Genomic DNA, 21,046 nt, shown 5'->3' on the forward strand with positions numbered 1-21,046 from the left:
TGCTGCGTCTCCTGGTAATGCTTTAACTTGCTTCAGGCCGGCCGCGCCGCCGAAGCGCTGCCCGCGCCGGTGCCCGCGCCCGTGCCCGCGCCCTCTTCCTCACGCCGCGAATAGTCGATGCCGACAAAGCCGCCGCCCTGGAAGCGCTGGCCCAGCGCATCGAGCGGATTCGGACGGGCCAGGATTTCGTCGGCGTAGTCTTCGGCGTTCTGCTTCGGCGTGTAGCCGAGGCGCGCTGCGCCGCTGTTGTCCCACCAGCTACGCGTATTGGCCGACACGCCCCACACGGTGATGAAGCCGAGATCGTCGGCTTCGATGCAGCGGTCGAGGAAATGCATCAGGTCCGCGTGGCCGAACCAGGTGCTGAGATGGCGCGGCTCGGTCGGACGCTCGAGGCAACTGCCGATGCGCACACACACGCTCTCGATGCCGTGCTTGTCCCAGTACATGCGGGCGAGCGCTTCGCCCCAGACCTTGCTGAGGCCATAAAAACCGTCGGGGCGCAGTTCGCAATCGAGGCTCAGACGCTCCGTCACCGGATACATGCCGATCGCGTGATTCGAGCTGGCGAATACGATGCGCTTCACGCCGTGCCGCCGCGCGCCCTCGTACACCTCCACGAGACCGCGCAAATTGTTTTCGATGATCTCGGGCAGCGGACGCTCGACGCTCGTGCCGGCGAAGTGGATCAGCACGTCGACGCCTTCCAGCAGCCGGTCGACGACCGCAGGATCGCGCAGGTCGCCGTGCATCACATCCTCGCCGTCGATGAGCGGCGTGAGCGGCTTCGAGCCGGCCGCCGAACGCAGCGGCGTGCCGCGCGCAATGAACGCGGCGCGCACGACCGAGCCAAGCTGGCCACCGGCGCCACTAAGGGCAATCTTCTTCATAGGGGTTCCTTTACTGCACCGGCTCGTGCGCGGGCTAGTTGTACGATAACGTACTATCAACGATGCGGAATCGGATTTCAACTAGGCATTTACCCGAGGTCTCGGCGTGCCTTTCGATGCTTTCAGGCACTGAACGACAAGCCGCAGGCTCAATTTATGGTGCGATGTCGTATGACATTGAAAACAAACCACCGCATTCGACACCCACCCGCGCCATTGGCCACCGCCGCAAACCGCATCGCCATCGACAAGCAACCCTCGCCATACCCCACCTCCAGCGCCCACCCTTTGCTGCGACGCGGTCGATTGCCGCACTCACGCCCCACCTGGCGGAAAACGCGTCCTCGCAAGCAATAAGAAAAAGCTGATACAGATCAGTCATTTGCCACGCGCGAACGGCAAAACCGCACAAAACAACGCGGTTCTTTGACGCACGTCGCGCCGCAGCATAATTCGCCGTGTTGGCCTAATCTTCGGCCATCTGCGAAACGCAGTGCGCACCGACACCGGTCGACGCGCGTAGTCCGCAACGAGCGGCATCACGCCTTCACGATCATGAACTCCGCAATATCGGCATTCGACCTCGCCCGCATCCAGTTTGCGTTCACCGTTTCGTTTCACATCGTTTTTCCGGCGCTGAGCATCGGCCTCGCGAGTTTCATCGCCGTGCTCGAATGGCGCTGGCTCAAAACCGGCAAGACCTACTACAAGGACTTGTGCCTCTTCTGGTCGAAGATCTTCGCCGTCGCCTTCGGCATGGGCGTCGTCTCCGGCGTCGTGATGAGCTATCAGTTCGGCACCAACTGGTCCGGCTTCTCGAGTTTCGCCGGACCCGTCACCGGACCTTTGCTGATGTACGAGGTCATGACCGCGTTCTTTCTCGAAGCCGGCTTCCTCGGCATCATGCTGTTCGGCTGGCAGCGCGTGAGCCCGCGCGCGCATTTCGGCGCGACGCTGATGGTCGCGATCGGCACGCTCATCTCGACCTTCTGGATTCTCGCGTCGAATAGCTGGATGCAGACACCGCAAGGCTTCGAGGTGGTGAACGGGCAGGTCGTGCCGCTCGACTGGTTCAAGATCATCTTCAACCCGTCGTTCCCGTACCGGCTCGCGCATATGGCGCTCGCGGCGTTCATCGTCGCGGGGCTCGTGGTCGCCGCGGTCGGCGCGTGGCATCTGCTGCGCGGACGGCGCGATCCGGCCGTCAAGAAGATGTTCTCGATGGCGCTCTGGCTGCTGCTGATTCTCACGCCGATCCAGGCGGTCGTCGGCGATCAGCATGGTTTGAACACGCGCGAATATCAGCCGGCGAAAATCGCGGCAATCGAAGGTTTGTGGGAAACCGAGAAAGGCGGCACCGCGCTCAACCTGTTCGGCATCCCCGACATGCAGGCGGAAACCACGCGCTATGCGGTGTCGATTCCACACCTGGGCAGCCTGATCCTCACGCATAGCTGGGACGGCGAAATTCGCGGCCTCAAGGAATTCCCGCCGCAAGACCGGCCGAATTCGACAGTGGTGTTCTGGAGCTTTCGCATCATGGCCGGGCTCGGCATGCTGATGATCGCGATGTCGATTGCCGCATGGGTGCTGCGCCGCCGCGGCACGCTGTTCGAGTCGAAGTGGTTCCAGCGCGTCGCGGTGGCGATGGGTCCGAGCGGTTTCATCTCGCTGCTGGCCGGCTGGGTGACCACTGAAGTCGGCCGTCAGCCGTGGGTCGTGTACGGCGTGATGCGCACGTCGCAGGCCGTGTCGCCGCTTACCGCGCAGCAGGTCGGCATTTCGCTGATGGCCTTCGTGGTCGTGTATTTCCTCGTGTTCGGCACGGGCATTTACTACATGCTCAAGCTGATGCGCTCCGGCCCGGCGCTGCCCGGACAGACACCGCACGACGCGCCTGCCCACACGCCGGACCAGACCGCGCGCCGCCCTTTCTCCGCCGCCGATCAGGCGATCGACGCCGCATAACCCGATGTCTTCTCTTAGCCGAGTCACAAAATGGACGTAACCGTAGTGTGGGCCGCGATCATCGCGCTAGGTCTTTTCATGTATGTGGTGCTGGACGGCTTCGATCTCGGCATCGGCATCGTGTTTCCGTTTTTCCCCGACGAGAAAGAACGCGACCTGATGATGAACACCGTCGCGCCCGTCTGGGACGGCAACGAAACCTGGCTGGTGCTGGGCGGCGCCGCCCTCTTCGCCGTCTTTCCGATGGTGTATTCGACCGTGCTGTCCGCGCTTTATCTGCCGCTCATTTTCATGCTCGTGTGCCTGATCTTTCGCGGCGTGTCGTTCGAGATTCGCGCGAAGGCGAATCGCACGAAGCACCTGTGGGATCTCGCGTTCATCGGCGGCTCGGCGGGCGCGGCGTTTTTCCAGGGCGTCGCACTGGGCGCGTTTCTGCAAGGCATTCCGGTGATCGACGGCGCGTATGCCGGCGACGCCTTCGGCTGGCTTACGCCGTTCAGCCTGCTGGCGGGCCTCGGACTCGTCGTTACTTACGCGCTGCTCGGCTGCTGCTGGCTCGTCGCGAAGACGGAAGGCGATCTGCAGCGCCGCCTGCATCGCATGGTGTGGCCGCTGACGGTCGTGCTGCTCGGCTTCATCGCGATGGTGAGCCTGTGGACGCCGCTGCAGGACGCGAACATCGCGCAACGCTGGTTCGACGACGGCCTGTTCTACCGGCTGCTGCCCGTGCCGTTCATGGTCGCGGTCTGCGCGTTCTTCATGCGCCGCGCGGTGCGCGAGCGGCATGACAACATGCCGTTCGTGCTCGCGCTCCTGCTCGTGCTGCTCGGTTACGGCGGGCTGCTGGTGAGCTTGTGGCCGTACGCGATTCCGTCGAGCGTGACGTTGTGGGAAGCAGCCGCGCCGCGCTCGAGCCAGACCTTCACGCTGGTCGGCGCGGCGGTGATTCTGCCGATCATCGTCGCCTATACGACGATGGGTTACTGGGTTTTCCGTGGAAAGGTGCGTCATGGCGACCAACATCACTATCACTAGGATCAGATCGGCGCGCAGGCTGCCAGGCTGGCTCTGGTTCATCGCGCTCTGGTGCTTCGGCGTGGGCTCGGCGATGTCGCTCGGTTACGCGTTCAAGCTTCTGATGAATGCGACGCTGTTTGCCGTGAAATAGCCGTTCGCCGCGTGCGCGCGCGGGCAATTCGATCCATGCCGCATAAGCTTTTGCGTCCGCCCGGCGGCGCTTAAAAAACGGCGCGCGCGGCTCGTCTACCTAGCAAGCCGGGGCCGATGCGCGAGAGAGACCTGCCCGCACAGGGCACACAAAAAAACGTGGCGCCGGCGATGCCACAAGCAGAGAATGACCGGCGCGGCGAGCCGCAAGGCCGCCGCGTCAACCGATCGGCTTAGATCACGGGGTAGCCGGCAATGATGCGATTCACGACAATAGAAGTAAAACGGGGCCTGGCAACAGCGGTAGTCCACAACACGCAAGCTCGACTCGTGGAGACATCATGAAGTTTCTTGTGGCGGACGACCATGAACTGATCCGGCAAGGCGTCAAGGGAATGCTGCGCGGGCTGGATGCCGACGCCCAATTCGACGAAGCCGATACCTGGGAAACCCTCGCCGCAGCCGCGCGGCCCGACGCGGATCACGATCTCGCGATCGTCGATCTGCATATGCCGGGCATGAGCGGAGCGTCGTCGCTGGAAATGCTGTTGAAGGCGAATCCGGCGCTGCCGGTGGTCGTCCTTTCCGCCGAGGAGTCGCCAGACGAGATGCGCGCAGTGCTGGCCGCCGGCGCACTTGGCTTCGTGCCGAAGCGGCAGCCCGCGAGCGTGATGCTGAAGGCGATCGAACTCGTGCTGTCCGGCGGCGCTTATGTGCCGATGGAAGCGCTGAGCCTGCTCGGCTCGCGCGATGCGCAACCGGCTCAGGCTTGTGCGGAACGCGCCGCCGCTTCGCCTCAACAGGTGGCGAGCACGGCAGCGGGCCAAAACCCAGGCACCGCGACGCTCACCGAGCCCATCGTGCAACTTCAGCCGTTGCAGCCGCATCAGCAGCACTTGCTGGAAAACCTGTCGCCGCGTCAGCAGGACATCATGCGGCTCGTGCATCGCGGCTGGACCAACAAGATGATCGCGCGCGAACTCGGCGTGGCCGAAGGCACGGTCAAGGTGCATCTGTCGGTGATCTTCCGGGCGCTCGGCGTGCACAACCGGTCGACGGCAATCGCCGTGATCAACGGCTGGCTTGAAGCGGGGAGAACGCTGTAGCGGGCGGCGGCGTTGGTCCTTTATCGATCTCCGCCTGCTGCCACAGCATGTCGAGCGTGCGCCGCAAGCGCGCCGCCGCCACCGGCTTGTGCAACACCGGAATGCCTTGTGCGGCGAGCGCCGCCAGCTCCGCCGACGCCATATCGCCCGTAATCAGCAGCATCACGACACCTTCGTGGCCCGAGCGCGCCAGTTCGCTGCGCACCGCCGTCAGCGCCTGCGCGCCCGTGCGGTGATTGGCCAACTGGTAGTCGCAAAGCACCGCGTCGGGGACGAAACCGTCCTCGAGCGCGGCCAATGCGGCGGTTTCGTCGCGTACGCCCTGCACGATGCAGCCCCAGCGGCCGAGCAGGCTCGAAAGACCTTCGAGAATCGACGGCTCGTCGTCGATGCACAACACGCGGCGCCCTTGCGCCGTCGGTCCGCCCGTCACCGCCTCGTTCAGACTGGCGACGATGCCGCTCGCGTCGCCCGCCTGCACCGGAAAGCGGAACACCGAGCCGCGCCCCGGCGCCGAGCGCAACTGCAATTCGCCGCCCAGCATGCCGACGAGGCGCTTCACCGTCGGCAGGCCGAGGCCGTGCCCCTGGCGCGCGTCGCGCTGCGGATTCGCGACCTGATAGAACTCCTCGAAAATACGCTCGTGCTCCTGCGCCGGAATGCCGATGCCCGAATCGCGCACTTCGATATAGCCGCCATTGGTTCGCCCCACGCGCCGGAAGCCGAGCCAGATCGCGCCTTCCTCGGTATAGCGGACAGCGTTCGACAGCAGATTGCTCAGCACGCGTTCGAGTAGCACGGGATCGTCGTGGACCACCATCGACGTCGGCGCGATCCGCAGCGCGAGCCCCTTCGCCGCCGCTTGCGGACGATACTGGCTGCCGACGCGCTCGAACAGTTCCGAGAGCCGGAAGTGCAAGCGGATCACCTGCGTGACGCCGCTTTCGAGCCGCGCGAGATCGAGCACCTGGTTGAACAACTGGTTCAGCGCCTCGACGTTATGGACGATGTGCTCGGCGGTCTTCGCGTGCTGCGCGGGCGTCGCGGCGGAATCGTTGAGCGACGCCGCCAGCAGCCCGATGGCGTGCAACGGCTGACGCAAATCATGGCTCGCCGCCGCGAAAAAGCGCGTTTTCGCGAGACTCGCCTCTTCGGCGACATGCTTTTGCGCCGCCAGCGATTCCGCCAGGTACTGCTGATCGACGCGCGCCTGCACGACCTGCTGGAACAGTTTGCGGTAACTGAGCGCATACACGTTGATCGCGCAGAAGAAGAACGCGAGCACGATGGCAAGAATCGTGCGATCGAACGTATGCATGCCGAAATGCAGCACGATCGACGGAAACAGCAGAAAGGGAATCGCCGTGGCGAAGTTCAGCAGGTCGAAGCCGTTCGACATGAACACGCCCGCTGCGAGCGTGACGAGCATCACCGTATGCAGCAGCGGCAAGTCGCTCTGCGGACTCTGGAACGCAAACCAGATCGCGATGCCCGGTGCGCTGTACAGCAGCACGCCGCGCACCGCGTGCACGTTAATCCAGCCGCGCGGCGACAGCAGATGCGGATAGCGCCGATTGCAGATCCATAGCGCGAGACCCGCGCAGTTGGCGGCCGCATAGAAGCCGAAGCAGGCGATGAAAAGCGGCGGCGACGGTATCGCGGGCCAGTAAATGGCCACCAGCACCGCGATCGAAAACCAGTGCGAGAAGAAAGCGATCGGGTCTTGCGCGTACAGCACGCGCACCAGGTCTTCGTCGATTGCACGCTGGATCGGGTCAGCCCGCATCGCGCGGTCTCCTTGTCGGGCACGGCAAATTCGGTGAGGGGGCGCGAGAGCCTGGCGCTTGCACGAGCGCGCTGCGGCGTGTTTGCGCAAGAGCTTGCACGGTTCTACTGCAATGCAGCGGCGCGCGGCCGCCGCTTTCTTATCAGACGAATCAGGGGCGTGCTGCCGGATGGTTTACCCGGCAGTTTACCCATCAGCTAACACTTAATCCATATAGGCGAAGCCGCCGCCGACGACCATACTGGCCTCACTACCTGGCGCGGCCGCAACGATTCTTCCTTCCGCCTTTCGCCTGCATTCCGGGCTCGCCGCGCTTCTCGCCTTATCCTCGCCTAACCCTAATGGAGGCTTTCATGGGCGCAGTTCCGAGCCACGAGTTCGTCCGCAATCTCGACGACGCGATCCTGCCCGATCTGTGGCGCCGCCGCACGCAGTTGTCCGCCGACGAAATGGTGTCGATGGTCGAACTCGTCAAGCGGGCGTTGCGGACTTACCATCCGCTGGAACTGCAGGCACTCGGCGAAGATAAGGAAGAACTGGTTGCGCAGTTCATTTATTCCAAGGTACTGCGTCTTGCCCCCGGCCACACCGAAACGCATGCGTGCGCCGACAGCGCGCCGTCCAATGGCTACGCATTGTGCGCGTATTTCCGCCGCTATCTGATCGACTGCCTGCGCAGCGCGGGGCATCAACGCAATGTGTCGATGGAAACCGACGGCATGGCGCAGGAAATCGATCTGCACGCCCAGGCATTGGAAGACCCCGTGCAAAGCGTGCTGCTGCAATACGGGCTCGACGAACAACGGGTACGGCACGCGGCGCGCGCTTTTATCGAAAGTCTCGACGAGCCCGAACGGATCGTGCTGGCCGGCAGCCTCGGCTGGTGCTCGGAAGGCAAAGGCGGACTGTCGGCGGTTGCGGCTTCGCATCGGGTGCCCTCGTATCACTATCGCGCCGTCAAACTCGGCGTCACCATGAAAAAGACGGCCACTGCCGACGATTTTTCCAATACGAAGATCGGCCGCTGGTTCACGGACGTGCTCGGGATCGAGATCGACATCGACAATCGCAGTGCGATTCTGCTGGCGCTGAACCTGCTCGCGGCCGAGTCGATCGATAGCGAAATGAATGAAGCGGCCGCATGACAGGCTGCAGCATCGACACAAAAAGAACACGTAAAAAGCCGCATGAGCGGACTCAACAACAACGGGCTCAACAATAGTAATGGGGAAATGACTGAGGCACAGGGGACTCCTTTGGGCGCATCGCACAGATGCGCCTTTTTTTGTCGGCGCGCACCGCCTACGATAAAAAAGCCGCGGCAGCGCGCCGTCTTTCTTCCGACGCCCGGTTCCCTTCCCTGCACCGATTCCTGACGAGGTGGTCGCGTATGAACCGCTTATCGAGCGCCGTGACGGCGATGAAGTCGCATTACGAAGTGGTCGTGATCGGTTCCGGTTATGGCGGTGCGATCGCGGCGAGCCGCATGGCGCGCGCGGGCCGCAGCGTCTGCGTGCTCGAACGCGGACGCGAATTCATGGCCGGCGAATACCCGCGCACGCCGTTTCAGGGCGCGGAGCAGATCCAGTACAACACGCCGCTCGCGCAAATCGGCTCGCCGCTCGCGCTGCTCGAAGTGCATGTGAACGACGACGTCAACGCGGTGGTCGGCTGCGGGCTCGGCGGCACGTCGCTGATCAACGCGAACGTCGCGCTGAAAATCGATTCGCGCCTGTGGGACGACACACGCTGGCCCGCTGCGTTGCGCGGCGATCAGACCGGACGCGACAAGGGCTATCAACGCGCGTGGGACATGTTGCAACCTGCGCCGGTGCCGAGCCGCTTCCGCGAATTGCCGAAACTGCTTGCGCTCGCCAAATCCGCCGAGGCGCTCGGCATGGGCGACCGCTTCAGCACGCCGCCGATAACCGTCACCTTCGAGGACCGCACGAATGCGGCCGGCGTCGCGCAGAAAGCCTGCACTGGATGCGGCGACTGCAACTCCGGCTGCAACTACGACGCGAAGAACTCGACGCACATGAACTACCTGCCCGACGCCGTCGCTCACGGCGCGCAGATTTTTACAGGCGCCGCGGTTCATTCGGTTGTGCGCAACGTCGATACGCAGAAGTGGCAGGTCGGCTATCAGCTCGTGCGCTTGGGGCGCGAAAGCTACGACGCGCCGGATCTGTTCGTGAGCGCGGACATCGTGATCGTGTCGGCGGGAACGATCGGCTCGACCGCGTTGCTATTGCGTTCGCGCAATGAAGGCTTGAGCGTGTCGGACATGCTCGGCCGGCACTTCACCGGCAATGGCGACGTGCTCGCGTTCGCGTACAACACCAATGACACGATCAACGGCGTCGGCTGGGGCGCGCATGTGGACCGCGATATTCCGCCGGTCGGGCCGACCATCACGGGCCTGATCGATCATCGCAATACTGCGGACGTCAGGGACGGTTTCGTGATCGAGGAAGGCTCGCTCGCCGGGCCGGTGGGCGCCGCGCTCGTCGGCATGCTCGGTGCGGCCGCGCCGCTCGCGGGCGTGGATGTTTCGAAGCCGCGCACCGTGGACCAGCAACTCGAATACGACGCGCGCGTGGTCGAAGGCTTCCTGCACGGTCCGTATCGCGGCGCGCTCAATCACACGCAAAGCTATCTCGTGATGGCGCACGACGACGAGAGCGGCCAGATCAGCGTGAACGAGAAAGGCCGGCCGCGCATCGCGTGGGAAAACGCCGGCAAGCAGCCGATTTACGAAACCGTCGAGCAGACGCTGAAGCAAGCGACAGCGCCGCTCGGCGGCAAATACCTGCGCGATCCGATTTCGAACGACATCTTCGGCAATCGAACGGTGACCGTGCATCCGCTCGGCGGCTGCGGGATGGGCGAGGATGCGGAGCATGGCGTGGTCGATCACCTGGGCCGCGTTTTCAGCGGCACGACCGGCACCGGCGTGCATGACGGCCTCTACGTGATGGACGGCGCCGTCATGCCGATGTCGCTCGGCGTCAATCCGTTGTGGACCATCTCCGCGCTCGCCGAGCGCAATTGCGCGCTGCTTGCGGCGTCGCGCGGCTGGAGCATCGACTACGATTCGAAAGGCACCGCCGACACACCGCCCGCGCAAAAGATCGGCTTGCGCTTTACCGAAACGATGGTCGGCCATTACACGCCGACCGGCGCGAGCAAGGACGCCGCGAGCCCGATCGCGTTCACGCTGACCGTCGAATCCGACGACCTCGCGATGATGCTTAGCGATCCCAACCATATGGCAAAGACCGCCGGAACGCTAACCTGCCCCGCCCTTTCCTCGCAGCCGATGACGATCACGGACGGCACCTTCAATCTGTTCGTGGCCGACCCGCAGGACGTGGACGAGCGCAACATGAATTATCGAATGACGCTCAACTCGGCGGAAGGCAAAACGTATTATCTGAGCGGGCAGAAGATCATCACGCGCACGTCGCCGCTCGAACTGTGGGAGCAAACGAACACGCTGTACGCGCAGATTTTCGCCGCGCCCCAAGCCGACGCGCCGGCGATCGGCAGCGCGACGCTCATCATCACGCCTGAGAATTTCCTCAAGCAGCAACGCACGCTCGAAGTCACCAACGCACCCGATCTGAAGACACGTCTCGAATGGACGCTGAAGTTCGGCAAGTTCTTCGCGGGCGTGCTGTTCAGCGAATACGGCGGCGTGGCCGCGCCTTTGCAGTATCACGATCCCGCCGCGGAGCCGCGTATGAAGCGTGCGTTGCGCGCGCCCGCGCCGCAAATGTTCTTCTTCGATACGCCGGACGGTACGCGCTTGCGTCTCACGCGCTATGTCGACCCTGCGCGCAAGAATGCGCGCCCCGTGCTGCTGATTCACGGCTCCGGCGTGTCGAGCCGCATTTATTCGACGGATCTGATCGGCACCAATCTCGTCGAATATCTGTGCGCCGCGAACTACGACGTGTGGCTCGTCGATCTGCGCGTGAGCATCGAAATGCCGAGCGTGCTCGTGCCGACCAACGTCGATAAAGTCGCGCTCGAGGATATTCCCGCAGCCGTCGCGAAGATTCGCGAGGTCACTGGCGTGAGCGGCATCCAGCGCTCGGTCACTGCATGGGCGGCTCGCGTTGAGCATGTCGCTGATGGCGGGACTCGAAGGCGTGCGTTCAGCGGTGATTTCGCAGGTCGCCGCGCATCCGGTGCCCGGGCACGCTCGCCAGAATCAAGGCGGGTTTGCACATTCCGGACATCATGCAGCATCTCGGCGTGACCGATCTGACCGCCTATACGAAGGACAAAAGGTGGCCGCACAACCTCTACGACGAAGCGCTGCGGCTCTATCCCGTCGATCACGATGAGGGTTGCGGCAACCCGATCTGCCATCGCGCGACCTTCATGTACGGGCTGCTATACGAGCACGCGCAGGTGAGCGAGACGCTTCATTCGAATCTGCAGGAACTGCTCGGCGTGCATGACGTCGGCGTGTTCAAGCATCTGGCCGCGATGGTGCGCGCCGGCAAGGTCGTCGACGCCGACGGAGACGACGTCTATCTGCGCGGCGCGCGCGGCATGAAGGGGCTGGCGGGCATGCGCATTCCGATCGGTTTCATTCATGGCGACTGCAATGAAACCTATGTACCGCAAAGCACCGCGCTCACCTATGAGATGCTCGTCAACGCGTTTCCCGAGCAACCTTATGAGCGGCATCTGATTGCGGGCTATGGACACATCGACTGCATCTTCGGCAAGAACGCTGCGCGCGATGTTTATCCGACTATCGCGCGCTATCTGAACGCGCATTGAGTTCGCACTGAGTTCGCGCTCGCTAGAACAGCTTGCCCGGATTCAGGATGCCATGCGGATCGAGCGCATGCTTGATCGCCCGCATCGCCGCGAGTTCGGCGGGCGAGCGCGAGATCGGCAGGAACTCGCGCTTGAGCAGACCAATGCCGTGTTCCGCCGACACAGAACCGTGCAGCGGCCCGAGCATTTCGTAAACGAACGCGTACACCGCGTGATGATCGACGCCGGGAATCGAATGGCCGTCCACCGTGACGTGCAGATTCGAATCGCCGATATGGCCGAAAAAATACGATTCGTTTCCGGGCCAGCGTTCGTCGAGCGCCGCGCGGCAGCGCTCGACAAAATCGCCGATCACGCTGATCGGCAGGCTCACATCGAAGTTGATCGCGTCGAGCCGCACGGGAAATTCGGCCGTGCATTCGCGGATCGCCCACAACGCGCGCGCGTCGGCCACCGACTGCGCGATCACCGCGTCGCGGATCGCGCCTTCTTCGAGTGCCCCGCTCAGCGCTTCAGCAAAGCGCTCGCCGTCGTCGCTCGAATCGAAGCTGGCGTGTTCGATCAGCGCGTAGAGCGGATACGCGCCGTCGAACGGCGAACGCGTGCCCGTCAGCTTGACGCCAAAATCGTAGAAGTCCGGCCACATGATTTCGAATGCGCCGATGTCGTTGCCAAAGCGCGTCGACAAACGTCGCAGCAGATTCACCGCCGCATCGTAGCCGTCGAGCGCGACGAGCGCCGTATGACGCGCGGCGCGTTGCGGATGAAGCCGCAACACCGCGCGCGTGATCACGCCAAGCGTGCCCTCCGAACCGATGAACCAGTGCTTCAGGTCGTAGCCGGTGTTGTTCTTGACCATCTTGCCGAGCGAACTTAGCACGTCGCCATTGGCGAGCACGACTTCGAGACCGAGCACCTGGTCACGCGCGGTGCCCGACTGAATCACGCGATTGCCGCCGGCATTAGTCGCGAGATTGCCGCCGATCTGACACGAGCCGCGCGCGCCGAGATCGAGCGCGAGTTCGAAGCCCGCTTCGGCAGCGGCTTCCTGCGCGCTCTGCAATGTCGTTCCGGCGCGCACGGTCAGCGTGGCCGAAGCCGCATCGATTTCCTCGACGCCGTTCAGCCGTTCCAGCGACAACGCGATGTCCGTCGTGCGTGCAATCGCGCCGCCCGCAAGCCCCGTCATGCCGCCTTGCGGCACCACAGGTTGATGCGCCGCGTGGCAAATGGCGAGCGCGCGCGAGACCTCGTCCGTCGTGCGCGGCAGCAGCAACGCTGCGGGGCGCGTCGGATCGTGGCGCGTCCAGTCGGTCATCGCGCGTTCGCCGATCTGTTCGCCGACGCGCACCGCATCGTCGCCGAGCGCGGCACGCAGCACGTCGAGCGTGGCGGCAAGCGGCGCCGTGCAGGGTTGCGGCTGCGTGTCGTGATTCATGTCGTGACGCGCGTTATCGTTTTGTGTCATGCAGCGTTTCCTGGTTTTGCTTCTTCCGATAACCCATCGAATCGTTGATGCGCCCGAGAATGTAATCGCCCGCGGCCACCGGCTGATATTTGACGTCGTCCGCACTCGCGCCCAGTTCGGGCGGATCGACCATTGCGCCGTACGTCGGATCGTAGAACGTCGCGATCGAATAACGCTCGCGTCCCGAAGCATTGATCACGCGATGCAGCGTCGAACGAAAACGGTCGTTGGTCCAGCGCGCGAGCAGATCGCCGACGTTCACCACAAAGCTGCCTTCCACAGGAGGCGCATCGATCCAGGTATCGTTGGCAATTTCACGCACCTGCAATCCGCCCACCTGATCCTGCCATAGCAATGTGATGCAGCCGTAATCGGTATGCGGCGCGACGCCGAATTGATCTTCATCGGACTGTGGCGGCTGCGGCGGATAGTAGACCATTTGCGTGCGCTGCATCCGCTTCGTATAACGCGGCGCAAAAAAATGTTCGTCGACGCCGAGGCTCGCCGCGACTGCGCGCAGCAGATCGGCGCCGCATGCGCCCACTGCTTCATAGTAGCTGTACAGCGCGGGACGCAACTCGGGCATGAAGTCCGGCCAATTGTTCGGGCCGCGCAGCGCCTGGCCCGCGAGTACATCGGGATCGTCCTCGGGCAACTCGAGTCCGATGCTGAAAAACTCCTTGTAATCGGGGCGTTTCGCCTGATACATGGTCGCGTCGCCAAGCGCATTGAAACCGCGATGCCGATGATTGACCGCCGCGCGCCGCTTCGTCTCTACCGGAAACGCGAAGAAGGTTCGCGCGGCCTGTGCGGCGGCGTCGATGGTCGCTTGCGGCACGCCGTGATTGACGATGTAGAAGAAGCCGATGGTCGTGCACGCGTCGCGGATTTCGCGCGCCACGCTTTGCAACGCATGCGGGTCGCCCGCGCGAACGCCGGCAAAGTCGATGAGCGGAATGCGGGTCACAGGCATCGCGTTACTCCGTGAGAAGGTCCGACGAATTGCGGGGGCGCCATAGCCGGGGGCGCCTTAGCCGGGGGCGCCTTAGCCGGGGGCGCCATCGCCATTGCAGTGGTATATACCGCCAAAAGCGCACCCGCAAGTGAACTCGCGGCGCTGCGCGTAAGGGCTTTTCTCTACTCGCGCGTTTATTTATTTTGCGCGAAAACTGCGGTATATACTGCCTCGCATGACTTGCGCCGCGCCGATCTTTTGCGGCGCGTTTCGCGTCGCTCGTACGACCCGCGCTGTGCCCACTGGAGAATCTCATGAGCATCCTTGCAGGCTGGAAGTGTCGTCTGGTCATGTTGGCGTTGTGCGCGGCAAGCGTCAGCGCTTATGCGGAAGACCAGCTCGCCAAAGTGAAGAAAGCCGGCGAGCTCGTGGTCGGCACGGAGATGCAGTTCGCGCCTTTCGACTTCCTCGAAAACGGTCAGCAAGCGGGCTTTAACAAGGATCTCTTTGCCGAGGTCGGCAAGGAACTCGGCGTGAAGGTGCGTTTCATCGACCTGCCGTGGCCGAGCGTGTTGCCCGGTCTCGAAGCAGGCAAGTTCGATATGGTCGGCGGTCCGATCACCGTGACCAAGGCGCGCATGGAGCGCTACACGTACACGCTCCCCATCGCGGACGCCACCGACGCGCTGCTCAAGCGCGCGAACGATTCGGCGCTCAAGCAATCGTCGGATATTGCGGGTAAAACCGTGGGCGCGGGCAAGGGCTCGGCGCAACTCGACCAGTTGAAGGCATACGTCGCCACCTTGCCGAAGCCGCCTGAAATCCGCGAATACGTCGACAACAATCAGGCTTATGCGGACCTCGCCGCAGGCCGCATTGCGGCGGTCGCAAACTCGATGACCAACATCGCGTATGTGGCGAAGCAGCGCCCCGAAACGTTCGCGGTGGTGCAACCGCCGTTCGGCGCGAAAGTGTACTTCGCGTACTGCCTGCGCAAGGACGCGGACAGCAAGCCGCTCGCCGATGCCTTCAACGCGGCACTCGTGAAGATGCACGGCGACGGACGCCTCGCCGCGTTGCAGAAGAAATGGTTCGGCGTGGCGATGGATGCGCCGACTACGATGCCGACGCCGAATTATTGACGCGTGCCAGGCAGGCGCGTTTAAACGCACATTCACCGCACTATTGACCGCACATCAGCGAGGGCGACGCTCATGTTCAGCACGACCGTCTTCGTTCAGGGCATGCCGCTGTTGTTGCACGCGGCGCTCGCGACCATCGGCGTTTCGTTGACGGGGCTTTTCATCGGCTTCTTCGTCGCGGTCGGCGTGTGCGCGGCGCGGCTCTCGCCGAATCGCGCCGCGCGCCGCTTCGGCGGTGCGTACGTGTTCTTCTTTCGCGGCGTGCCGATGCTCGTGCAACTGCTGCTCGTGTACTACCTGCTGCCGTTCGCGGGCATCAACGTATCGCCGCTCGTGGCCGCGATCAGCGCCGTGTCGTTGTGCTCGGCGTCGTATATCGCTGAAATTCTGCGCGGCGGTTTTCTCAGCATTCCGCCAGGTCATATCGAGGCCGCGCGCATGCTCGGCCTTTCGCCGTTCGACACGCTGCGGCGCATTCTCGTGCCGCAGGCATTCCGTCTGACGTTGCCTTCGCTCGTCAACGAAATGGTGCTGCTGATCAAGGCTTCGTCGCTGATCTCGGTAGTGGGCGTCGCGGAGTTGACGCGCACCGCGCAGAACCTCGCGGCGAGCACCTACAGACCGCTCGAAGCGTACGTCGCCGCCGGCCTCATTTACTTCGTGATCTGCGGCGCGCTCGCACTCGTTGCGCATGCAGCCGAGTATCGGCTGAAGCACGCCTGATCGACCGGAGCCCACGCGATGCAACAGTTCGATCCCACCGTCATCACGCACAATCTTCAGCCGATTGCCGCGGGTCTCGCGACGACGCTCGGCACGTGGGCCGCGGGCGTCGTTATCGGCATGCTGATCGGCTTCGTGATCGCGGTGCTGCAACTCTTTTGCGGACGCTGGGTGCGCGCGCTGTTGCGTGTTTATATCGAGCTATTTCGCGGTACGCCGTTTCTCGTGCAACTGTTTCTGCTGTACTACGGCGGCCCGTCGTTCGGCCTCACGCTCGAACCGATGACAGCCGGCGTGCTCGGACTCGGCCTCTATGGCAGCGCCTATTTTGCCGAAGCGTTCCGCTCGGGATTCGAATCGGTGCCGCCGGGTCATTTGGAGGCCGCCTCGTGTCTCGGCTTGACGCGCATGCAAGCGGTGCTGCGCATCCAGATGCCGCAAATGCTGGTGCTGATCGTGCCCGCGCTCACGAATCTCATCATCGTGTTGAGCAAGGAGACCGCGGTGCTCTCGATCGTCACGGTGCCCGAGCTGACATTCGTGCTGACGGGCATCGGCTCGGCGACCTTTGCTTTCGTCGAAACGCTGCTGATGCTCTGCGTGTGCTATCTCGCGCTCGTCGAACTGACTTCGCGCGCGGGCATGTGGGCCGAAGCCCGCATCGCCCGTTTCATGGCATAAAGGAAACGGATCACATCATGAACGCCATCGCCGACATGCCCTCTTCCGCGTCTACTGTCGCGCAGTCTCAGCGCGGCGCACCGTTGATCGAGGTGCGCGATCTGCGCAAACGCTTCGGCGAAGTCGAAGTGCTGCGCGGTGTCGATCTCGAGATTGCGCGCTCGGAAGTGGTCTGCATCATCGGTCCTTCGGGCTCGGGAAAAAGCACGCTGCTGCGCTGCCTCGCCGCGCTCGAAACCTACGATCACGGGGACGTGCGCATCGAAGGCGAACTGCTCGGCTACAGCGAGCGCAACGGCAAGCGTGTGCGCGCGTCGCAAGCGGACATCAACCGCGTGCGGCGCAACGTCGGCATGGTGTTTCAGCAGTTCAACCTGTGGCCGCACATGACGGCGCTCGGCAACGTGATGGAAGCGCTTTTGCGAGTGCAGCGCCTGTCGCACAACGAAGCGCGCCGCCGCGCGAATGCGATGCTGGAAACCGTGGGCCTTTCGCACAAAGGCGACGCGTATCCGGCGAAGCTTTCGGGCGGTCAGCAGCAGCGCGTGGCAATCGCACGCGCGCTCGCGATGGAGCCGCACATCATGCTCTTCGACGAGCCCACGTCCGCGCTCGATCCCGAACTGGTCGGCGAGGTACTGCAAGTGATGAAGCAACTCGCGCGCGACAGCATGACGATGGCGGTCGTCACACACGAAATGGGTTTTGCCGCGCAGGTCGCGGACAAAGTCGTGTTCATCGACGAAGGACGCATCGCCGTGCAGGGCAAACCGCGCGAGGTCTTTCACGACGCCGGGCAACCGCGCTTGCGGCAGTTCCTGCAAAACTACTTCGACCGCAACGCTTTCTGGGCGCGCGGCCCCGACGACGCCGACGCTGAAGCGCTATGAGCGCGCGCACTGCGCCAAGCGCATTGCGCGAACCGTGAAAAGGGGCCGCCGATGTCCGCCATGCTTCGCAGCAAGCGTCACCATGCCGATGAGCGGCCGCTAGCCGACGCGGCTAAAAATGCGCGCGCCGCCGAACATGCGCCGGCTGCGCGCTACGAACAGGTCAAGCATCACATTCGCGGCATCATCGAATCGGGCGCGCGTCAGGCCGGCGAACGTCTTCCTTCCGAACTCGATCTCGTCGCGACGCTCGGCGTGTCGCGCATGACGGTGAATCGCGCGCTGCGCGAACTCGCGCACGAAGGGCTCGTCACGCGCGTATCGGGCGTGGGCACCTTCGTCGCACAAGCGAGGCCGCAATCCACGCTGCTGATGATCGCGCATATCGGCGACGAAATTCGTTCGCGCGGACACGAATACAGCTACCGTACCGTGCTTTTGCAACGCGAGACCGCATCCGTCGTGGTATCGAATGCGTTAGGGCTCGCGCCTGGCGCTTCGGTGTTTCATGTGATTTGCGTGCATCGCGAGAACGGTCTGCCGGTGCAGTTGGAGGATCGCTACGTGAACCCGATCATCGCGCCGGATTTTCTGCAACAGGATTTCTCGGCGATCAGGCCGTCGGAATATCTGTACGAAACGGTGCCCGCGCACGACGTCGAACATATTGTCGACGCCGGGCTGCCCACTCCCGCGGAAGCGGAACTGCTCGACATTCGCGCGGAAGAACCATGCCTCACGCTCGTGCGCCGCACATGGACGAGCGGCGTGGCCGTCACCTTCGCGCGATTCGTGCACCCGGGATCACGTTACCGGCTCGGCTGCCGGTTCTCGCCGGATATGTCGCAACGGCAAGGCTGACGCGATGCAGCTTATAGCGCCGCTTGCCGGCTAGACATTCCCCGCCAGATGAAAGCGCGACGCCGGATGCCATAGCTGCACGGACGTCGCGACATCGTCGCCGACCCACGTACGACGCCACAGCAACAGACACGGCTCGCCGATTTCCATCGACAGATGACGCCGCACATACGCATCCGGCTTTTGCGCGTAGATGCGGAATTCCGCGCGCTGAATCGGCGCGAGCCGCACCATGTAGTGATTGGGCGTCTCGACGCTGAAGTCCTGTTGCAGATACTCGGGGAACACCTTCGGATTGACGTAGCGGTCCTCGTACTGGATCGGCTCGCCCTCCTCGCTATGGACGATGCACGAGTGAAACGCCGGGCCGCTCGTAAGGCCGAGCGCTTCGAGCGCGTGCGGATCGTCGCTCGGTTCGAGCGTCAGCACGCGCGCCGCATGACGATGACCGCGCGCGGCGATTTCGTCGGCGATGTTGCGGATTTCCAGCACGGTCGATTCGTACCGCTGCGGCGCGACGAACGTGCCTGAACCTTGCACGCGCGTCAGCACGCGTTCGGCGGTCAGCTCGCGCAGCGCGCGCGACACCGTCATACGCGCGACGCCAAACTCTTTCACCAGTTCGGTTTCGGAAGGGATCAACCCGCCCGGCTTCCAGTCGCCCTCGCTGATGCGCCGGATCACATAACGCTTGATCTGTTCGTAGGCGGGCATCGCTTTCGCCGGGGTCTCCTTGCAAGCGGCGCGCTGAGAAGTGCCGCCGCTGTGCGCGCCTGGCTGCGCCGGCTGCCGGCCTTCTTTCTGATTATTCGTGACTGTGTTCACTCCGACCTCGTGAGTGGGTTGGGGGTCGTAGCCGTCGTACCGCTCGTACGTCCGCACGACGTCTCTGGCGCGCCGGCGGGTAAGCCCGCGCGCCAGCGGTTTTTGTGTCAGGCGACGCGCGCTGTGTTCAGTGGGCTGTTCATGCTGTTTATGTTGCTCCCGCTGTTCGCTGCCGCGGGAAATGTGGCCGCCGCGGCGAGGCTCGCAATCGATGCGCCCGCAACGAACTCCGCGCCCCCACCAGGTGTTATATGGCGCGGCCTTATCTTACCCGGACTCGGCAACGGCGGCGGCGCCTCGCCGGCGATCATGCGGAATGCGACGCTCATGTCGTCGGCGAGAGGACGGTCGTCGCGATACGTCGGCACGATCTGCCGCACGCGTTGCCACAGCGCTTCCGTATGCGGCGCACGCGGCGCGTCGGTGGCTTGCAGATCGTAGGCTTGCGCGGCGGCCAGCAATTCGATGGCGACGATGCGCCCCGCGTTATCGACGATCTCCAGCGCCTTCAGCGCAGCGGGCGTTGCGTGGCACAGGTGGTCTTCCTGCAAGCCCGACGTGATGCCGCCGTCGAGACTCGCGGGCAACGCAAGGCGCCGGTTCTGCGCGACCAGCGAGGCCGCCGTGTACTGCGCGATCATGAAGCCTGAACACGTGCCGCCAGGCTCCGCGAGGAACGCGGGCAAGCCGCTCACGAGCGGATTGACGAGGCGATCGAGCCGCCGTTCCGCCATCGCGGCGACCTGGGCGATCGCGGTGGCGAGGCTGTCCATCGCGAGCGCAATGGATGCGCCCACCGCATGCGCCTGCGAATACACGCGCGGCGCTTCGGGCGTGCCGGCGACGATCGGGTTGTCGGTGATCGACGCGAGTTCGCGATTGACCACGTCGGCGGTCGCGGTCAGCACGTCGCGCGCCGCGCCGTGCACGTGAGGAATGGTGCGCATCGAAAGCGGGTCTTGCGTGCGCTGCCCGACCACCGCCGCCAGAATGCCGCTGTCGGCGAGCGCCGTGCGCATGCGTTCGCCCACCAGATTCAGACCGGGCGACACGCGCAACGCAAGCGAGTCTTCGTCGAATGCAACGAGCTGGCCGCGCAGATTCTCGAAGCTCATTGCCGCGACCACATCCGTCCAATCGAGCAGCCGCACCGCGCGTGCGAGCGCCAGCGCCGCCAGCCCCGTCACGCAAGGCGTACCGTTGACGAGGCTAAGCCCCTCTTTCGCTTCGAGCACGAGCGGCTCGCGGCCGAGCAGACGCAGCGCGTCGCGGCCCGTCAGACGCTCGCCGCGATAGCGCACATAACCCTCGCCGATGCACACCAGCGCGATATGCGCCATATGACTCAGATAACCGACCGAGCCGAACGCGGGCACTTCGGGCAAGCAATCGGCGTTGAGCAAGGTCACGAGTTGATCGGCCACTTCAAGGCGAATGCCCGAGTGTCCATGCGCGAAGTTGTTGACCGCGGCGGCCATGATCGCGCGCGTTTCAGCCACGCCGAGCGGCGCGCCGACGCCGACCGCGTGGCTCATCAGAATGTTGCGCGACAGCGTGCGCTGCTCGCTTGGCGACACGATCACGTCGCACAGCGCGCCGACTCCGGTGTTCACGCCATACGCGCGAATGCCGCGCTCGACGATCTGCTCGACGAGCATGCGCGCCGCCGCGATGCGCGCGCGGGCGTCGGCGGAAAGTTCGAGCGGTTCGCCGGCGGCGACCGCCGCCACCTGGGTCCAGTCGAGAGGACGATCGGAACGGATCACGGCCATGATGTTGCCTTG

Annotated in this window: 16 protein-coding genes and 1 pseudogene; 11 read left to right on the forward strand and 6 right to left on the reverse strand. The window is 63.9% G+C overall.

All coding sequences use genetic code 11. The annotated features are described in order from the left end of the window. Positions 1-32: 32 nt before the first annotated feature. Positions 33-890, reverse strand: a complete 858-nt coding sequence (locus tag BGRAMDRAFT_RS28440; RefSeq protein WP_006052347.1) for an NAD-dependent epimerase/dehydratase family protein — start codon at positions 888-890, stop codon at positions 33-35. Positions 891-1,445: 555 nt separating this feature from the next. Here BGRAMDRAFT_RS28440 and BGRAMDRAFT_RS28445 point away from each other — a divergent pair. The 4 genes from BGRAMDRAFT_RS28445 (at position 1,446) to BGRAMDRAFT_RS28455 (ending at position 5,131) form a co-directional block, all read left to right on the forward strand. After that, positions 1,446-2,858, forward strand: a complete 1,413-nt coding sequence (locus BGRAMDRAFT_RS28445; protein ID WP_006052348.1) for a cytochrome ubiquinol oxidase subunit I — start codon at positions 1,446-1,448, stop codon at positions 2,856-2,858. A 30-nt stretch (positions 2,859-2,888) separates the two neighbouring features. Further along, positions 2,889-3,893, forward strand: a complete 1,005-nt coding sequence (gene cydB / locus BGRAMDRAFT_RS28450; RefSeq protein ID WP_006052349.1) for a cytochrome d ubiquinol oxidase subunit II — start codon at positions 2,889-2,891, stop codon at positions 3,891-3,893. After that, positions 3,868-4,026 (forward strand): hypothetical protein, encoded by a 159-nt coding sequence (locus BGRAMDRAFT_RS35105; RefSeq protein WP_006052350.1) that lies wholly within the window; start codon positions 3,868-3,870, stop codon positions 4,024-4,026. The genes cydB and BGRAMDRAFT_RS35105 overlap by 26 nt, the downstream gene beginning before the upstream one ends. A gap of 340 nt (positions 4,027-4,366) precedes the next feature. Continuing rightward, a complete protein-coding gene (locus BGRAMDRAFT_RS28455; RefSeq protein WP_006052351.1) occupies positions 4,367-5,131 on the forward strand; it encodes a response regulator transcription factor in 765 nt (254 codons plus the stop codon). On the opposite strand, the gene BGRAMDRAFT_RS28460 is transcribed toward BGRAMDRAFT_RS28455, so the two are convergent. Beyond that, on the reverse strand, positions 5,097-6,917 hold the full coding sequence (locus BGRAMDRAFT_RS28460) for an ATP-binding response regulator (RefSeq protein WP_006052352.1): 1,821 nt from the start codon (positions 6,915-6,917) through the stop codon (positions 5,097-5,099). The two genes, BGRAMDRAFT_RS28455 and BGRAMDRAFT_RS28460, sit on opposite strands and share 35 nt — an antisense overlap. Before the next feature lie 353 nt (positions 6,918-7,270). Between BGRAMDRAFT_RS28460 and BGRAMDRAFT_RS28465 the strand changes: the two genes are divergently transcribed. Then, entirely contained in the window at positions 7,271-8,062 is a 792-nt protein-coding gene (locus BGRAMDRAFT_RS28465; protein WP_006052353.1) for a hypothetical protein, read from the forward strand. A 245-nt stretch (positions 8,063-8,307) separates the two neighbouring features. After that, positions 8,308-11,717: pseudogene (locus BGRAMDRAFT_RS28470) on the forward strand (GMC family oxidoreductase N-terminal domain-containing protein). A gap of 22 nt (positions 11,718-11,739) precedes the next feature. On the opposite strand, the gene BGRAMDRAFT_RS28475 reads toward BGRAMDRAFT_RS28470, so the two are convergent. Continuing rightward, a complete protein-coding gene (locus tag BGRAMDRAFT_RS28475; protein ID WP_044021935.1) occupies positions 11,740-13,155 on the reverse strand; it encodes an FAD-binding oxidoreductase in 1,416 nt (471 codons plus the stop codon). A gap of 13 nt (positions 13,156-13,168) precedes the next feature. Further along, entirely contained in the window at positions 13,169-14,158 is a 990-nt protein-coding gene (locus tag BGRAMDRAFT_RS28480) for an isopenicillin N synthase family dioxygenase (protein ID WP_006052357.1), read from the reverse strand. 296 nt (positions 14,159-14,454) lie between these two features. Here BGRAMDRAFT_RS28480 and BGRAMDRAFT_RS28485 point away from each other — a divergent pair, with 296 nt between their 5' ends. The 5 genes from BGRAMDRAFT_RS28485 to hutC (BGRAMDRAFT_RS28505) all read left to right on the forward strand — a co-directional run bounded on the left by BGRAMDRAFT_RS28485 (position 14,455) and on the right by hutC (BGRAMDRAFT_RS28505) (position 18,437). Beyond that, positions 14,455-15,282, forward strand: a complete 828-nt coding sequence (locus BGRAMDRAFT_RS28485) for a transporter substrate-binding domain-containing protein (protein ID WP_006052358.1) — start codon at positions 14,455-14,457, stop codon at positions 15,280-15,282. A gap of 72 nt (positions 15,283-15,354) precedes the next feature. Further along, positions 15,355-16,005, forward strand: a complete 651-nt coding sequence (locus tag BGRAMDRAFT_RS28490) for an amino acid ABC transporter permease (protein ID WP_006052359.1) — start codon at positions 15,355-15,357, stop codon at positions 16,003-16,005. 18 nt (positions 16,006-16,023) lie between these two features. Further along, positions 16,024-16,686, forward strand: a complete 663-nt coding sequence (locus tag BGRAMDRAFT_RS28495; RefSeq protein WP_006052360.1) for an amino acid ABC transporter permease — start codon at positions 16,024-16,026, stop codon at positions 16,684-16,686. A gap of 17 nt (positions 16,687-16,703) precedes the next feature. Then, entirely contained in the window at positions 16,704-17,576 is an 873-nt protein-coding gene (locus BGRAMDRAFT_RS28500; protein WP_006052361.1) for an amino acid ABC transporter ATP-binding protein, read from the forward strand. Between the two features lie 51 nt (positions 17,577-17,627). Beyond that, positions 17,628-18,437: a histidine utilization repressor gene (gene hutC, locus BGRAMDRAFT_RS28505; protein ID WP_006052362.1), complete on the forward strand. Its 810-nt coding sequence runs from the start codon at positions 17,628-17,630 to the stop codon at positions 18,435-18,437. A 30-nt stretch (positions 18,438-18,467) separates the two neighbouring features. On the opposite strand, the gene hutC (BGRAMDRAFT_RS28510) is transcribed toward hutC (BGRAMDRAFT_RS28505), so the two are convergent. Together hutC (BGRAMDRAFT_RS28510) and BGRAMDRAFT_RS28515 are read right to left on the reverse strand one after the other, a co-directional pair. After that, entirely contained in the window at positions 18,468-19,151 is a 684-nt protein-coding gene (gene hutC, locus BGRAMDRAFT_RS28510) for a histidine utilization repressor (RefSeq protein WP_029971790.1), read from the reverse strand. 218 nt (positions 19,152-19,369) lie between these two features. After that, entirely contained in the window at positions 19,370-21,034 is a 1,665-nt protein-coding gene (locus BGRAMDRAFT_RS28515) for an HAL/PAL/TAL family ammonia-lyase (protein WP_006052364.1), read from the reverse strand. Positions 21,035-21,046 lie beyond the last annotated feature (12 nt).

The sequence above is a fragment of the Paraburkholderia graminis C4D1M genome (genome assembly GCF_000172415.1).
In the GTDB taxonomy this organism is placed as follows: Bacteria; Pseudomonadota; Gammaproteobacteria; order Burkholderiales; family Burkholderiaceae; genus Paraburkholderia; species Paraburkholderia graminis.

Coding starts and splice junctions, on each gene's coding strand:
- BGRAMDRAFT_RS35105 (WP_006052350.1), top strand. CDS start 3,868: ATGGCGACCAACATCACTATCACTAGGATCAGATCGGCGCGCAGGCTG.
- BGRAMDRAFT_RS28490 (WP_006052359.1), top strand. CDS start 15,355: ATGTTCAGCACGACCGTCTTCGTTCAGGGCATGCCGCTGTTGTTGCAC.
- BGRAMDRAFT_RS28495 (WP_006052360.1), top strand. CDS start 16,024: ATGCAACAGTTCGATCCCACCGTCATCACGCACAATCTTCAGCCGATT.
- hutC (WP_029971790.1), bottom strand. CDS start 19,151: ATGCCCGCCTACGAACAGATCAAGCGTTATGTGATCCGGCGCATCAGC.
- hutC (WP_006052362.1), top strand. CDS start 17,628: ATGTCCGCCATGCTTCGCAGCAAGCGTCACCATGCCGATGAGCGGCCG.
- BGRAMDRAFT_RS28515 (WP_006052364.1), bottom strand. CDS start 21,034: ATGGCCGTGATCCGTTCCGATCGTCCTCTCGACTGGACCCAGGTGGCG.
- BGRAMDRAFT_RS28440 (WP_006052347.1), bottom strand. CDS start 890: ATGAAGAAGATTGCCCTTAGTGGCGCCGGTGGCCAGCTTGGCTCGGTC.
- BGRAMDRAFT_RS28485 (WP_006052358.1), top strand. CDS start 14,455: ATGAGCATCCTTGCAGGCTGGAAGTGTCGTCTGGTCATGTTGGCGTTG.
- BGRAMDRAFT_RS28455 (WP_006052351.1), top strand. CDS start 4,367: ATGAAGTTTCTTGTGGCGGACGACCATGAACTGATCCGGCAAGGCGTC.
- BGRAMDRAFT_RS28445 (WP_006052348.1), top strand. CDS start 1,446: ATGAACTCCGCAATATCGGCATTCGACCTCGCCCGCATCCAGTTTGCG.
- cydB (WP_006052349.1), top strand. CDS start 2,889: ATGGACGTAACCGTAGTGTGGGCCGCGATCATCGCGCTAGGTCTTTTC.
- BGRAMDRAFT_RS28500 (WP_006052361.1), top strand. CDS start 16,704: ATGAACGCCATCGCCGACATGCCCTCTTCCGCGTCTACTGTCGCGCAG.
- BGRAMDRAFT_RS28460 (WP_006052352.1), bottom strand. CDS start 6,917: ATGCGGGCTGACCCGATCCAGCGTGCAATCGACGAAGACCTGGTGCGC.
- BGRAMDRAFT_RS28465 (WP_006052353.1), top strand. CDS start 7,271: ATGGGCGCAGTTCCGAGCCACGAGTTCGTCCGCAATCTCGACGACGCG.
- BGRAMDRAFT_RS28475 (WP_044021935.1), bottom strand. CDS start 13,155: ATGAATCACGACACGCAGCCGCAACCCTGCACGGCGCCGCTTGCCGCC.
- BGRAMDRAFT_RS28480 (WP_006052357.1), bottom strand. CDS start 14,158: ATGCCTGTGACCCGCATTCCGCTCATCGACTTTGCCGGCGTTCGCGCG.